Source organism: Mycobacterium shunyiense (genome assembly GCF_058270035.1).
This window is the reverse complement of sequence record NZ_JBZDPT010000022.1, coordinates 305,120-318,162: the sequence shown is the minus strand read 5'-3', so window position 1 is coordinate 318,162 and position 13,043 is coordinate 305,120. Positions and strand designations below refer to the sequence as shown.

At 66.9% G+C, this 13,043-nt stretch carries 16 protein-coding genes and 1 tRNA gene; 5 read left to right on the top strand and 12 right to left on the bottom strand.

Annotation, left to right across the window (positions count from 1 at the left end; translation table 11 throughout):
• Positions 1–16: 16 nt before the first annotated feature.
• Complete coding sequence (locus AC4ELS_RS16665) at positions 17–574, bottom strand: TetR/AcrR family transcriptional regulator (protein ID WP_448446246.1); 558 nt, start codon at positions 572–574, stop codon at positions 17–19.
• A 107-nt stretch (positions 575–681) separates the two neighbouring features.
• On the opposite strand from AC4ELS_RS16665, the gene AC4ELS_RS16660 reads away from it, so the two are divergent.
• On the top strand, positions 682–1,548 hold the full coding sequence (locus tag AC4ELS_RS16660) for an SAM-dependent methyltransferase (protein WP_499048193.1): 867 nt from the start codon (positions 682–684) through the stop codon (positions 1,546–1,548).
• A gap of 139 nt (positions 1,549–1,687) precedes the next feature.
• Here AC4ELS_RS16660 and AC4ELS_RS16655 read toward each other — a convergent pair.
• The 3 genes from AC4ELS_RS16655 to AC4ELS_RS16645 form a co-directional block, all read right to left on the bottom strand.
• Positions 1,688–1,778: transfer RNA gene (locus AC4ELS_RS16655), tRNA-Ser, on the bottom strand.
• Positions 1,779–1,819: 41 nt separating this feature from the next.
• Positions 1,820–2,275 (bottom strand): nucleoside deaminase, encoded by a 456-nt coding sequence (locus tag AC4ELS_RS16650; RefSeq protein WP_064885819.1) that lies wholly within the window; start codon positions 2,273–2,275, stop codon positions 1,820–1,822.
• Positions 2,272–2,778: a tRNA adenosine deaminase-associated protein gene (locus AC4ELS_RS16645; protein WP_064885821.1), complete on the bottom strand. Its 507-nt coding sequence runs from the start codon at positions 2,776–2,778 to the stop codon at positions 2,272–2,274. The genes AC4ELS_RS16650 and AC4ELS_RS16645 overlap by 4 nt, the downstream gene beginning before the upstream one ends.
• Before the next feature lie 98 nt (positions 2,779–2,876).
• Here AC4ELS_RS16645 and AC4ELS_RS16640 point away from each other — a divergent pair, with 98 nt between their 5' ends.
• Positions 2,877–3,821 carry a prephenate dehydrogenase gene (locus AC4ELS_RS16640; RefSeq protein WP_499048270.1) on the top strand — a complete coding sequence of 315 codons (945 nt, stop codon included), beginning with the start codon at positions 2,877–2,879 and terminating at the stop codon, positions 3,819–3,821.
• On the opposite strand, the gene AC4ELS_RS16635 is transcribed toward AC4ELS_RS16640, so the two are convergent.
• From AC4ELS_RS16635 to AC4ELS_RS16615, 5 genes are read right to left on the bottom strand one after another with little or no spacing between them, the layout of a single operon-like run.
• Positions 3,784–4,371: a putative glycolipid-binding domain-containing protein gene (locus tag AC4ELS_RS16635; RefSeq protein WP_064885826.1), complete on the bottom strand. Its 588-nt coding sequence runs from the start codon at positions 4,369–4,371 to the stop codon at positions 3,784–3,786. The genes AC4ELS_RS16640 and AC4ELS_RS16635 overlap by 38 nt on opposite strands.
• Positions 4,368–5,150 (bottom strand): ABC transporter permease, encoded by a 783-nt coding sequence (locus AC4ELS_RS16630; protein WP_064957386.1) that lies wholly within the window; start codon positions 5,148–5,150, stop codon positions 4,368–4,370. Before AC4ELS_RS16630 ends, AC4ELS_RS16635 begins: the two co-directional genes overlap by 4 nt.
• Complete coding sequence (locus AC4ELS_RS16625; RefSeq protein ID WP_064885828.1) at positions 5,147–5,818, bottom strand: ABC transporter permease; 672 nt, start codon at positions 5,816–5,818, stop codon at positions 5,147–5,149. The genes AC4ELS_RS16630 and AC4ELS_RS16625 overlap by 4 nt, the downstream gene beginning before the upstream one ends.
• A 2-nt stretch (positions 5,819–5,820) precedes the next feature.
• Positions 5,821–6,927, bottom strand: coding sequence for an ABC transporter ATP-binding protein (locus AC4ELS_RS16620; protein ID WP_064885830.1), 1,107 nt, complete (start codon positions 6,925–6,927; stop codon positions 5,821–5,823).
• A 31-nt stretch (positions 6,928–6,958) separates the two neighbouring features.
• A complete protein-coding gene (locus tag AC4ELS_RS16615; RefSeq protein ID WP_499048191.1) occupies positions 6,959–7,891 on the bottom strand; it encodes a glycine betaine ABC transporter substrate-binding protein in 933 nt (310 codons plus the stop codon).
• A 114-nt stretch (positions 7,892–8,005) separates the two neighbouring features.
• Here AC4ELS_RS16615 and AC4ELS_RS16610 point away from each other — a divergent pair, with 114 nt between their 5' ends.
• A complete protein-coding gene (locus AC4ELS_RS16610) occupies positions 8,006–8,401 on the top strand; it encodes a LapA family protein (RefSeq protein WP_064957315.1) in 396 nt (131 codons plus the stop codon).
• A 4-nt stretch (positions 8,402–8,405) separates the two neighbouring features.
• On the opposite strand, the gene AC4ELS_RS16605 is transcribed toward AC4ELS_RS16610, so the two are convergent.
• Positions 8,406–9,428 (bottom strand): phosphotransferase family protein, encoded by a 1,023-nt coding sequence (locus AC4ELS_RS16605; RefSeq protein ID WP_448446234.1) that lies wholly within the window; start codon positions 9,426–9,428, stop codon positions 8,406–8,408.
• Positions 9,429–9,437: 9 nt separating this feature from the next.
• Positions 9,438–10,046, bottom strand: coding sequence for a histidine phosphatase family protein (locus AC4ELS_RS16600; RefSeq protein ID WP_064885899.1), 609 nt, complete (start codon positions 10,044–10,046; stop codon positions 9,438–9,440).
• Positions 10,047–10,094: 48 nt separating this feature from the next.
• Here AC4ELS_RS16600 and AC4ELS_RS16595 point away from each other — a divergent pair, with 48 nt between their 5' ends.
• Together AC4ELS_RS16595 and AC4ELS_RS16590 are read left to right on the top strand one after the other, a co-directional pair.
• Positions 10,095–10,850 carry an SDR family NAD(P)-dependent oxidoreductase gene (locus AC4ELS_RS16595; protein WP_064885840.1) on the top strand — a complete coding sequence of 252 codons (756 nt, stop codon included), beginning with the start codon at positions 10,095–10,097 and terminating at the stop codon, positions 10,848–10,850.
• A 60-nt stretch (positions 10,851–10,910) separates the two neighbouring features.
• Positions 10,911–11,657 (top strand): GntR family transcriptional regulator, encoded by a 747-nt coding sequence (locus AC4ELS_RS16590; RefSeq protein WP_413784931.1) that lies wholly within the window; start codon positions 10,911–10,913, stop codon positions 11,655–11,657.
• Between the two features lie 51 nt (positions 11,658–11,708).
• Here AC4ELS_RS16590 and AC4ELS_RS16585 read toward each other — a convergent pair whose 3' ends face one another.
• A complete protein-coding gene (locus AC4ELS_RS16585) occupies positions 11,709–13,043 on the bottom strand; it encodes an MFS transporter (protein ID WP_499048189.1) in 1,335 nt (444 codons plus the stop codon).

Below are 13,043 nucleotides of genomic sequence, written 5' to 3'. Positions count from 1 at the left end.
TTGGGACATCGGGCCGCTAGAAGGTGCGCTCGTAAATGTCCGCGGCGATCGCGATGGCCGTGTCGTTGCACTGCTCATCGGTGAGCGGCAGGTCACCCATCATTGCCACGCTCCAGGAGATGGTCAGCAGGGCCTGGCGGGCGTGATACACCGCGACGGGATCGTGGGCGGGGGCAGTCATGGCGTCGGAAACGGTGCGGAACTGGTAGCGCAGGTCGGCGCCGACCCCGAGCCGATTGAACGCCGCATAATTCTCGTGCATGAACCGCGTCATGGCCCGGCCGGTGCCGTGCAGAACCGTGCCGTACCGTCGCAGGACCTCGAGTCCGGTTTCCCTGCCCGCAGGTTGATCGGCAGCCCAGCTCAGGATCTCGTCCACACCCGTACGCAAATCGTCGGCAAGGCTCACCACGATGTCCTCTTTTGCCGGGAAGTGGTAGTAGACAGCGGCCTTCGTGATCCCGAGACTTTCGGCAATCTGACGGATCGAGGTGTGGTCGTAGCCGTGGGCCGAGAACAGCTCAAGGGCCACGGCGCGGATCTTGTCGCGGGTGTCGGTCCGTCGACCTGCCATCCAGCCCCTCCCATTACTTGACGCCCGGTAAGGGATGAGCTTAGCGTGGCCGGATCCATTACTTACCTGCCGTCAAGTAATGAATGTGACGCATCGAGGGGGAATCCATGCACGGTTCAGAGCTGCCCACAACACTGACCGGCCCACCACTCACCGCCGTCGGGGTCGCGGAGATCCGAGCCCGGGAATCCGAACGGGATGACCGCCTCTATGCCGATCCTTACGCCGCCCGCTTCGTCGCGGCAGCACAGCAGGCATATCTCGCCCCGGACGCGCCCGAGGGTGCCGCCGAAACCTGGGCGACCGTGTTGCGATTGGCCGCGGTGATGTACGAATCCCGCACAGTCGGTGTCCGCCTGGTCGACGACGCCTTGACCCAAGCGGCCGATGCCGGGCGCACCCAGATCGTGTTGATCGGCGCCGGGCTGGACACCCACGCGTTCCGGCTGACCTGGCCCGGGTCCGTGCACCTGTTCGAGGTCGATCTACCCCAGCTCTTCGCCTTCAAGGAACCGACCCTGCGCGACGCCGTCGCGACCTGCGAGCGCCACGTCATCGAGGCCGACCTGTCCGACGGCGACTGGGCAGAATCCCTGGTGACCAACGGGTTTGATCCCGCCATCCCGACGCATTGGGTCGACCATGCCCTGATGACACTGCCGAGGGCCTCGGCTCGCGCCGGGGTCGAGGCGATCACGCGACTGTCCACGCCCGGCAGCCGGTACGAATTCCCGACCATGGGTAGCCAGAGCTTCAACACCACACTGAAGTCGGTGGACGGCGCCGCAGACCTGTATCGCGGCACGTCCAATGTCGATCGGGGCCTCGGTGACGACGCCCGGCACTGGATCGAAAGCCTGGGGTGGTCAACGTCTTTCACCAGCTTCGCCGAACTGGCCGCACGCTATCCCCGCAAGGTCGGTTCAGACGCCGGCAGCGGAACCGTCACCGCCACCCGGTTGGAAACCCTGTGACGAACGTGCAGGTTGTTGTCGCAATTTCGCCATCAGCGACAGAAAGGCTGCACGCTCGACACAGCGCCCAGGCGAGTGATCTGCGTCGCGCGTTGATCGCAAAAAATCCCGCTACCTGCGAGAACAGGTGCGGGATTTATGGCGGTGGCGGAGGGATTTGAACCCTCGGACGGGGGTTACCCGTCACACGCTTTCGAGGCGTGCTCCTTAGGCCGCTCGGACACGCCACCGTGTGGCAGCTTACCGGGCGAGCGCGCCAAGCCCTAATCGCTTACCGCTGGGCCGCGAAGAACTCCTCCAGCAGGGCCGCACACTCGTCGGCCAGGACCCCGCCGACCACCTCGGGACGGTGGTTGAGCCGGCGATCACGGACCACATCCCACAGCGAGCCGACCGCCCCGGTCTTGGGTTCCCAGGCGCCGAACACCACCCGCGCCACCCGGGCAAGCACCAACGCGCCCGCGCACATCGTGCACGGCTCGACTGTCACGGCCAGCGTCGCACCTTCCAGCCGCCACCCGTCGCCGAGCACCCGGGCGGCCTCGCGCATCGCCACGATCTCGGCGTGTCCGGCCGGGTCGCCGGTGGCCTCACGGACGTTCGCAGCGCGCGCCAACTCGGTCCCGTCGGCGGCGAACACCACCGCACCGATCGGCACGTCGCGCGGACCGGCTGTCCGGGCAGCCCCGAGCGCCGCGCGGATCAGGGATTCGTCTGAGGCACTCACCGACCGAGCCGGTCGAGCACCGCCGACAGCTCGTCGGCGAAGCCCATCTCGCGGGCGATCCGCCCGATCTGCTCGTCGGCGTACAGGTCGGTCTCCGACAAGATCACCCCGAGCACGTCCTCGTGCAGACCGATGTCGGACAGCACCGCGAGGTCGCCTTCTTCGAAGGGATCCGAGTCTTCGAGATCCTCTTCTTCCAGGTCAGCGTCCAAATTCTCCAGCGCCTCTGCGGCGATGTCGTAGTCCAGTGCCGCGGTGGCGTCCGACAGCAGCAACCGGGTACCCGCCGGTGCGGGCCGCACGATCACGAAAAATTCGTCGTCCACATCGAGCAGTCCGAACACCGCCCCGGCGCTGCGCAGCTCGCGAAGCTCGGTTTCGGCGGCGGTCAAACTCTTCAACGATGACGACCGCATCGGGGCACACCGCCACCTGCCGTCCTCCCGGACAACGGCCACCCCGAAACCATCGGGCAGGTCTGCCGGTGCACGCTGCGCCTCCATGCCCGCCTACGGTAGTCGCCGACCAGCAATTTTGACAGGGATCACCCTCGGCCCCGGCCGGGTCGGTATGCCAACCTTGATGCGTGACGAACACACCCGTGTGCGTGTTGGGCCTCGGTCTGATCGGTGGCTCGCTGATGCGCGCCGCTGCCGGGGCGGGCCGTGAGGTCTTCGGCTACAACCGGTCGCTGGAGTCCGTCGCGGCCGCCAAGTTCGACGGGTTCGACGCCACGGCGGACCTCGACGAGGCGCTGCGCCGGGCGGCCGACTGCAACGCGCTGATCGTGGTGGCGGTGCCGATGCCGGCCCTGCCGCAGATGCTCGACCGCATCCGCAGCACTGCACCCCAGTGCCCGTTGACCGACGTGACCAGTGTCAAGGGCGCGGTGCTCGCCGAGGTGGAACAAGCCGGCCTCCTGCAGAACTTCGTCGGCGGGCATCCGATGGCCGGTACCGCGCACTCCGGCTGGTCGGCCGGTGATGCCACGCTGTTCACCGGCGCCGCGTGGGTGGTCAGCGTGGACGACCACGTCGACGCCGGCGTCTGGTCCCAGGTGGCCCAGCTGGCCCTGGACTGCCACGCCGTCGTGGTGCCGGCCCGCTCCGACGAGCACGATGCCGCCGCGGCCACGATTTCGCACCTGCCGCACCTGTTCGCCGAGACCCTGGCCGTGATCGCCGGAGAAGTTCCGCTGGCCTTTGCCCTGGCCGCCGGATCATTCCGCGACGGCACCCGGGTGGCGGCCACCGCACCAGACCTGGTGCGGGCCATGTGCGAGGCCAACGCCGACCAGCTGCTGCCCGCGCTGGAACACGGCATCGAACTGCTGACGCGAGCCAAGGAGACACTGGCGGACACGGGTTCGGTGGCCGATCTGGTCGAGACCGGGCATGCCGCGCGGATGCGCTACGACAGCTTCAGCCGCCCCGAGATCATCACCACGGTGGTCGGCACCGACAACTGGCGGGCCGAGCTGGCCGCCGCCGGACGAGCCGGCGGGGTGATCAGATCCGCTCTGCCAGTCCTGGGTAATCAAGGATGAAGCCGTCGGGATCAACCGTGATGGTGGTGTCGGCGACGGGCGAGCGCAGTTTCACCGCGGCTCCGGGCCCCGGGCTGCTGTAGCTGATGTTCGCGGTCTCCACCGACAGGTCCGGCAACCGCACGTAGACCACCGGCAGCGTCACCGACTCCGCGCGTTGGTGCAGGCCCGTCCGCCGGATCGGCAGCGCGTTGAAGAACGGGCTGAACACGAGATCCACATCGAGCGCACCGCCGAAGTCCGAGCGCTTGGTCTGGGTGTGATCCTGCACCAGCCACATGTTCTCCTCATCGCGGGCGATGGAGAGCTGGCGTTCCCGCTCGGCCAGCGTGACAGTCAGAGACAACCGCTTGGTGGCGCCGGTCTCGTCGGTGACCAGGTCATAGGAGGCCGAGAAGGCCGGGTGGGAATCGGTGGAAGCCGCCACGATCCGGCCATAGGCCTTGATCCTGTTGCCCGACAGCTGAACCCGAGCGGATTCCATCCGGGGTTCGTCGTGCGCCCGCCAGGTCAACACTGCTGGCCAGGCACGATCCTTCTCGTCGCTCACCCGTCTACCGTATGCGACGACGCGCGGCCTTCGTAGCCGAGTCCGGAACTCCCCGCCGGACGCGACTCGAGCGCCACCTCGTCGCCGAGCAACGGCTGCGGAATCCGTCGTCGACCTCCCAAGCGGCCACTACCGGGTACCGAGAGCCACACCGCGAACGCCAGCGCGGCATCGAGAATCAAGGCCAGCGCCGTCACCATCAGCGCACCCACCAGCGCGATGTGGAACTGCCGCACCTTGATGCCGTCGATCAGATACCGGCCCAACCCGCCGAGACTCGCGTAGGCCGCCACCGTCGCGGTCGCCACGATCTGCAGCGTCGCGGTTCGCAGACCGCCGACGATCAACGGCAGCGCGTTGGGCACCTCGACCCCGAACAGCACCCGCCGCTCCGTCATGCCCATCGATCTGGCTGCGTCCACCACGGCGGGATCGACGTTCGCGATCCCGGCGTAGGTGCCGGCCAGCAACGGAGGAATGCCCAGCAGCATCAGGGCCACCGTCGGCGGCACCAAGCCGAGCCCCCACAACAACACCCCGAGCAGCAGCACGCCGAGCGTGGGCAGGGCGCGCAACGCGTTGACCCCGGTGACGACCAGGAAGGTGCCGCGCCCGGTGTGCCCGATGAGCAGGCCGACCGGGATCGCGATCACCGCCGAAGCCGCCACCGCGACGACGGTGTACTGCAGGTGTTCGACGATGCGGGCAGTCAACCCTGCGGGCCCGGCCCAGTTGGCGGCGGTGAAGATGAAGTCGAGTGCCTGTTGCAGGAAGTTCATGCTGCCGCCTTGGCGCGCGTGGCCCGCGGCGTTCGAGGCGTGCGATTCCACGGCGTGATGGCCTTGCCGGCCAACATGATCAGGGTGTCGATGACGACGGCCAGCACGAAAATCGCGATGATCCCCGCGATGATCTGGTCACTCTTGTTGGACTGATAGCCCTCGGTGAACCAGGTGCCGAGGCCGCCGATGCCGATCACCGAGCCCACCGACACCATCGAGATGTTGGTGACGGCCACCACCCGCAGCCCGGCGATCAGCACCGGGATGGCGAGCGGAAGTTCCACCTTGAGCATCCGCACCCACGGCCGGTAGCCGATCGCCGTTGCCGCGTCACGCACCTGATCGTCCACCGCGTCGAGCGCCTCCGGCACCGCCCGCACCAACAGCGCCGTGGTGTAAAGCGTCAGCGCCACAATGACATTGGCCTCGTCCAGGATGCGGGTCGGGATGACCAGCGGCAGCACCACGAACAACGCCAGCGACGGGATGGTGAAGATGATGCTCGCGGTCAGGGTGGTCAGCCGCCGCAGCGCCGTGGTGCGTTGAACCGCCGCGCCCAACGGCACCGCGATCAGCAGCCCGAGGACGATCGGCACCAGTGACAACCGCAGGTGCACTATGGTCAACACCCACAGGTCGTCGAGATGGTTCAGTAGATACCGCACGGCTACCCCAGCTCCGGGACGCGGCGCTGCTCCTTGAGTGCCTCGAGCACGTCGTCGGCGCGCACACCTCCGACGAGCCTGCCTTCCTCGTCGACCGCGACACCGAGACCGCTCGGTGACGACAGCGCCGAGTCCAGCGCCTGCCGCAGCGTGCCGTCGGGTGGAAAGAAAGACCCGCCGCCGATGGTGCTGTCGTAGAGCGCGTTGCCCTTGCGATGCACCTCGACGCCCTCGGCGTTGATCCACGCGAACGGCGCGCCTGATTTGATGACAAGCCGCCACTGGCCCGGACTCAGGTCGAGCGCGTCGATATCGTCCTCGTCGACGTGTTCGATCTCGTGCAATGGCAGTCCGCTCGCGTGAAAGAACTGCAGTCCGCGGTAACCACGGTCGGCACCGACGAACGCCGATACGAGTTCGTTGGCCGGATTCGACAGCACAAAGGCAGGATCGGCGTATTGCAGTAGCGCCCCGCCGCGGCCGAACACCGCGACCTTGTCCCCGAGCTTGACCGCCTCGTCGATGTCGTGCGTGACGAACACGATCGTCTTGCGCAATTCGCTTTGCAATCGCAGGATTTCGGCCTGCAGGTCCTCGCGGACCACCGGGTCGACCGCACTGAACGGCTCGTCCATCAACAGGATCGGCGGGTCGGCGGCCAACGCGCGGGCCACCCCGACCCGCTGCTGCTGCCCGCCGGACAGTTGTGCCGGATACCGGTCGGCAAGTTTCGGGTCGAGCCCCACCCGTTCCATCACGCCGATCGCGGCCTTGCGGGCCTTGCGCCGGGATTCGCCCCGCAGCACGGGCACGGTCGCGACGTTGTCGACCACCCGCAGATGCGGCATCAGGCCGGCGCTCTGGATGACGTAGCCGATGCCGAGACGCAGCTTGACCGGATCGACCGTGCTGATGTCGTCCCCGTTGACGGTGATGGTGCCCGAGGTGGGGTCGATCATCCGATTGATCATCCGCATCGAGGTGGTCTTACCGCAGCCCGACGGACCGACGAACACCGTCAGCGTGCCTTGTGGCACTTCCAGATTGAGATTGTCGACGGCGACCGTGCCGTCCGGGTACTGCTTGGTGACGTTCTCGAAGGTGATCACTCGGGCCCTCTGTTCTTCGCGCCAGCGCTCATCACTTGGTCACCGGTTTGTCGAATCCGTTGTCCCTGATCCACTTTTCCGCCGCCTCGTCCGGGTCGACGCCGGCATTGCCCTCGACCGCGGTGTTCAACTCGATCAGGGCCTCGGTGGTGAGCTTGGCCGACACCGCGTCGAGCACGGTCTTGAGTTCATTCGACATCTTCTGCGAGGCCACCAGTGGAACGACATTGGCGGCCAGGAAGACGTTCTCGGGATCCCCCAGAGGCACCAGGTGGTACTGCTCGATCGCCGGTGAGGTGCTGAAGATGTTGGCGGCCGTGACGGCCCCGCTGTTGAGAGCTTGAACGGTGGCCGGACCGCCACCGTCACTGATCGCGACGAAATTGACGGGCGCGATGTCCAGCCCATACCGGGACTTCAGGCCGACCAGTCCGGTCTGACGGGTTTGAAACTCCGATGGTGCACCGACTTTCACCTCAGGCGAATGCGCAGCCAGATCGGCGACGGTCTTCAGGTTCCAACGCTGGGCGGTCTCGGCGGTGACCGCGAGGGTGTCCTTGTCTTCAGCCGGTGACGGATACAGGATCGACAGGTCGCCCGGCAAGGCCTTGAACAGCGCGATCAGCACCTGGTCCGGAGTGGTGGCAGTGGCCTGGGCATCGAAGTACTGCAGGAGATTCCCGGTGTACTCGGGGATCAGATCGATCGAGTGGTCCTGCACCGCAGGCACATACGTCTCGCGGCTACCGATACCGAACTGCCGGCGGATCTGAAAGTCATTGGCCTCCAGAGCCTGGGCATAGATCTCGGCGATGATCTTGGACTCTGGGAAGTCGGCCGACCCGACGGTGATCGACTTCAGGTCACCCGAGATCGGCCCGCCGCCCAACGGATTGGCACTGCCACAACCGGACAAAAAGAAGGCAACCAGTATTGCCAGAGTCGCCAGGGTTTTGCGGTGCATCCGCGTCCTTTCGGCGGTTCAGCCTTTCTCCAGACCCTAACGGCACACCCGACATGCCGCCGCGCTTTACCTCAGGGTGTTTGCTTTGACGCCGCGACGGGCAAAGATGTCAGTATGACCAGCGATCCGTCTGCATCGCCCGATCTGCCTGAGCCGACGCCGAATGTTCCGGTGACGCCGACTCCTGACCCAGGCAAAGTCCCCGATGCCGGCAAGCCCCCCGCCAAGTCAGGTAAGGCCGCCGAGCCCAAACTGACCCGCGCCGGGGCCCTGTGGTCAGCATTGATCCTGGGTTTCCTGGTGCTCATCGTGCTGCTGATCTTCATCGCGCAGAACACCGAGCCGGTCCCGATGACGTTCCTGGCCTGGCACTGGTCGCTGCCGACAGGCGTGGCCATCCTGGGCGCTGCGGTGGCCGGCGGATTGCTGACCGTCGCCGCCGGATCGGCGCGAATCTTCCAGTTGCGCCGCACGGCCAAGAAGAACTTCAAGGCCGCGCAGCGCGACTGACTCGTCAGCCAATGGCGCGTAGGCCCGAGGCGATCGCCGGGGCCACCGCCTCGCCGACACTCGAACCGCCGGGCGCCTCAGAGCCTTGGCGTGCACGGAAGTCGATACCCGCGGCGATGATCGCTGCCTTGAAGTACGCCAGCGCCATGTAGAAGTCCCAGTGCGCCAGGTCCTGGCCGGACTGCACCGAGTAGCGGTTGGCCAACTCGTCGGCCGACGGCATCTGCGGTGAACTCCACGCCGCTTCCATGCTCAGGATCAGGTTGAACATCGGGTCGCGGTACACGCACATCAGCGCGGCGTCGCTCAGCGGGTCGCCCAGCGTGGAGAGCTCCCAGTCGAGCACCGCGAGGACCTTCGTCGGATCCTGCGCGTCCAGGATCGTGTTGTCGATGCGGTAGTCACCGTGCACGATCGAGTTGCGGCTCTGGGCCGGAACCGAATCCGCCAGGGCCTGATGCAGGCGCTTGACGTCGTCGTCGCGGGGGTCGTCGGGCAGCCGGACCAGGTCCCACTGCGAACCCCAGCGACGTACCTGCCGTTCCAGGTAGCCGGCGGGCTTGCCGAAATCGCCGAGACCGACGGCCTCGGGATCCACCGCGTGCAGGTCGGCCAACACGCGGATCAGGGCGTCGACGCTGTCGCTGATCACGGTCTCGTCACCCAGCTCGGCAAGCTCAGATGCGCTGCGGACCACCCTGCCGTCCACGTTCTCGACCATCTGGAACGGAGCACCCAACACGGAGTCGTCGTTGCTCATCGTCACTGCCCGGGCGACTGGTACCGCGGTGCCGGCCAGCCCCGCCACCACCTTGTACTCGCGGGCCATGTCATGTGCGGACGGGGTCAGACCGTGCAGCGGCGGACGGCGCAGCACCCAGGCGGACTCGTCGTCGCACACCCGGAACGTCAGGTTGGAACGGCCACCGGCGATCAGCTCGGCGCGGAGTTCACCGCTGCGGGCGATGCCCTCCGAGCGCAGATGCCGGTCCAGGGCGCTGAGGTCGAGACCCTCCAGATTTGTCACCGTCACTGTTTACCACCGGACATTTCGAGGCAGCAGGTCCCATACGTGTTCGGTCCCGTTGACCGAGGCGACGGCCAGCTTGCCGGAGCGCGACGACAGCAGCCGGGTGACCGAGGCGTAGTCGACGTGGAACGACAGCAGCCGCTGGGTCTGCAGGATCTGGTGCAGCAGCACGTTGATCACCCCACCGTGGCTGAACACCGCGACGGTGCCGTCATGGTCACCGGCCTCCACCAGGTCCTCGACCGCGGCGCCGATCCTGGCCATGAACGCGTTCTCGTCCACGCTGCTGGGCAGGTGACCGTTCACCAACCGCGCCAGCTCCTCGGGGTTCTCCTTGGCGATCTCCTCGATCGGCACATAGTGCGACATGTCGCGGTCGTACTCGGCGAGCCGCTCGTCGACCTCGACCTGCAGGCCCAGCTCCTTGGCGACCGGTCCCGCGGTCTGGATCGCACGCCGCTGCGGGCTGCTGACGAGCCGGCTGACGGGAAAGCGAGCCAGGGCGGCGGGCAGCCGCTGCGCCTGGGCGATGCCTTCTTCGGACAGGTCGGGATCGGACCCTTGACCGGGCTCGCTGCGCAGCGGTAAAGCATGTCGGACCAGAAGCAGTTGCACCGTGTCACCATAGGGCCGCGGTGTAAGCCGGCCGGAGAGGGTCATCACATGGGATATGCCGACGAGTTGTTCGACCTCACCGACCGGGTGGTCCTGGTCACCGGCGGCAGCCGCGGGCTGGGCCGCGAGATCGCGATGGGAGCCGCGCGGTGCGGCGCCGACGTGGTGATCGCCAGCCGCAACCTGGACTCATGTGTGACCACCGCGGAGGAGATCAGCGCGGCCACCGGTCGCGCTGCCCTGCCCTATCAGGTGCACGTGGGCCGGTGGGACCAGCTCGACGGTCTGGTGGACGCGGTGTATGAGCGGTTCGGCAAGGTCGACGTGTTGGTCAACAACGCCGGCATGTCACCGCTGTACGAGTCGCTGGGCTCGGTCAGCGAGAAACTCTTTGACTCGGTGTTCAACCTGAATCTCAAAGGGCCGTTCCGGCTTTCGGCCCTGCTCGGTGAACGCATGGTTGCCGACGGCGGCGGCACGATCATCAACGTCAGCTCATCCGGCTCGCTACGGCCCGACCAGTACATGCTCCCCTACGCCGCGGCCAAGGCCGGGCTCAACGCCATGACCGAAGGGCTGGCCAAGGCGTTCGGTCCGACCGTGCGGGTCAACACCCTGATGGCCGGGCCGTTCCTCACCGATGTCAGCAAGGCCTGGGACATGGCCGGCGAGCCGTTCGCCCACCTCGCCCTGCAGCGGGCCGGCAACCCTCCCGAGATCGTCGGGGCTGCACTGTTTCTGATGTCTGATGCGTCCAGCTTCACCACGGGATCGATCCTGCGGGTAGACGGCGGCCTGCCCTGAGCAGGGCGCGGTAATGTAGCGCGGGTAGCAAACTTGTCATGACACCCTGACCGGAAGGTGATGCGGATGGCGGGGCCCGTTTCGCGCCACGAGCACGTCGCCTCCGAACTGCGTCAGCGCATCAGACGCCGCGACTACGCCATCGGAGCGCCCCTACCCACCGAGAGCGCGCTGTGCGCCGAGTTCGACGTGTCGCGCGGTCCGGTGCGCCAGGCTCTCGCGACGCTGAAGAACGAGGGCCTGATCCGGGTCTCGCGGGGCAAGCCGGCGGTGGTCCGCAGTCATGACGCCACCCAGACCCTGGACACGTTCACGCCGTTCACCCAGTGGGCCGAGCGTGCCGGGCGCGTCGCGGGCAACCGCACGATCGAGGTGGCGCGCCGCCGTGCCTCCGAAACCGCCATCGAGGCATTGGGTTTGACGGCCGACGACTTCGTGGTCGAGGTGTTGCGTGTCCGCCTGCTCGACGGCGAACCGGCGATGATCGAGCGCAGCACCTTCATCGAATCCGTGGGTTCCCTGCTGTTCGAGTTCGATACCGACTCCGGGTCGATGACCGACTATCTGGCCAGCCGTGGCGTGTACTTCGACTCGATGGAACACGTGCTCGACGCGGTCGCCGCCGGACCGGACGACGCCGCGAATCTCGGGATCGCGCCGGGCAGTCCGTTGTTGCGGGAGCGACGAGTCTCGCGGGACCAGCACGGCGTCGTCTTCGAGTGCGCCGACGACCGCTACCGGCCCGACGTCGTCACATTCAGCATCGTCAACGCCCGCACCAAGTTTTCCTCCGCCGAACAGACGTGAACGCACCCCAAACCGGGTGATTTGGGGTGCGTTCACGTCTGCTCGCGGGAATCAGTCCGCGGCGGGCATCCGATTCCAGTGCGGGATGAGCAGCAACGCGGACAGCAGTGCGGCGCCGGCGAATCCGTAGAACAGCGTCGAGGTGCTCAGGTAACCGGGCAGCAGCCCACCGAGGATCGCGCCGACCGAACCGCAACAGTTGATAAACCCGGCCGCGGTGCCGGCGTGCTTGGAAGTGCCGAAGTCGACCGCGGCGACACAGGAGATCATCGCGTCGGCGCCGTACACGCTCAGGCCGATCAGCCCGAGCACCACCACCATGACCCAGGCACTGCCGGTCGCGGTCAGCGGACCGAACAACGCGAGCACCGCCACCAGGATCCCGAGACTGATCACACAGGCGGGCACGCGTCGCGCACTGAACACGCGGTCGGAAATCCGGCCGAGCAGGATCGGGGCGATCACGCCCGCCACACCGAACGCCACCGGGATGGTCACGGCCTGGAATTTGTCACCGTCGGCCAGTCGCTCCGCGACGATCACCGGCCCCCACAACAGGATCGCGTAGCGGGCGGGCTTGAGCAGGAAGTACGACGCGCCAAGGGTTCTCACCATACTGTCACTCAGCACCACCTTCAGCGACTCCCGCCACGACGGGGTCGGTTCGGCGACCGCCTCGGCCTCGGGCGACTCGTCGAGTTCGACGCCCTCCCGGGCATCCTGGGCAGCGCGGTACTCCTCGATCGGCGGCAACCCGACATCCTGCGGCCGGTTGCGCTGGAACAGCAGCACGAGCACGAACACCCCGACCACGATGGCCGCCCCGGTGAAGAACGCCGCCCGCCAGGTGCCGAACACGTCGTAGGCGGCCCAACCCAGAATCGGTGCGGCCACCAGGCCGCCGAATGCGTAATTGGTGCTCCACAATCCGAGAACCCGACCCCGTTCTCCGATCGAGAAGAACTGGGCCATGTTGCTCAGCGTCGGGGACCAGCCGGTGGACTGGGCCAGGCCCTGCACGATCATCAGCGGCAGCAGGAACACCAGCGCGGGCAACAGCCCCATGAAGACGGTGGCGATCGCCGATATCGCGAGACCGCCGAGAATGACCACCCGCGGGCCGAAGCGGTCGGAAACCTGCCCCCAGACGAACTGCCCGGCCGCATACGCCGCGAGGTAGGCGGCATCGAGGTTGGCCAGGGTGCTCTTGGTCAGGTGCGTGCTCAGGATCGGGTCTTCGAGGATGCCGAGCTTGGCGACAGAAAAGGCCTGCCGGGTGAAATAGAAACCGGCGTAGGCGATCCAGGTGACGGCGAAGATCTGGAACCGCCAGCGCTTGTAGCGCGGAACGATCGTGGTAGGAGCGGGAATCGCGGTTTGGGTCAT

What these genes read in the sequence shown, in the direction of transcription:
- AC4ELS_RS16665 (WP_448446246.1), bottom strand. Translation starts at nt 574, where the DNA reads ATGGCAGGTCGACGGACCGACACCCGCGACAAGATCCGCGCCGTGGCC.
- AC4ELS_RS16595 (WP_064885840.1), top strand. Translation starts at nt 10,095, where the DNA reads ATGGGATATGCCGACGAGTTGTTCGACCTCACCGACCGGGTGGTCCTG.
- AC4ELS_RS16610 (WP_064957315.1), top strand. Translation starts at nt 8,006, where the DNA reads ATGACCAGCGATCCGTCTGCATCGCCCGATCTGCCTGAGCCGACGCCG.
- AC4ELS_RS16630 (WP_064957386.1), bottom strand. Translation starts at nt 5,150, where the DNA reads ATGAACTTCCTGCAACAGGCACTCGACTTCATCTTCACCGCCGCCAAC.
- AC4ELS_RS16645 (WP_064885821.1), bottom strand. Translation starts at nt 2,778, where the DNA reads ATGGAGGCGCAGCGTGCACCGGCAGACCTGCCCGATGGTTTCGGGGTG.
- AC4ELS_RS16590 (WP_413784931.1), top strand. Translation starts at nt 10,911, where the DNA reads ATGCGGATGGCGGGGCCCGTTTCGCGCCACGAGCACGTCGCCTCCGAA.
- AC4ELS_RS16585 (WP_499048189.1), bottom strand. Translation starts at nt 13,043, where the DNA reads ATGACCCAAACCGCGATTCCCGCTCCTACCACGATCGTTCCGCGCTAC.
- AC4ELS_RS16660 (WP_499048193.1), top strand. Translation starts at nt 682, where the DNA reads ATGCACGGTTCAGAGCTGCCCACAACACTGACCGGCCCACCACTCACC.
- AC4ELS_RS16615 (WP_499048191.1), bottom strand. Translation starts at nt 7,891, where the DNA reads ATGCACCGCAAAACCCTGGCGACTCTGGCAATACTGGTTGCCTTCTTT.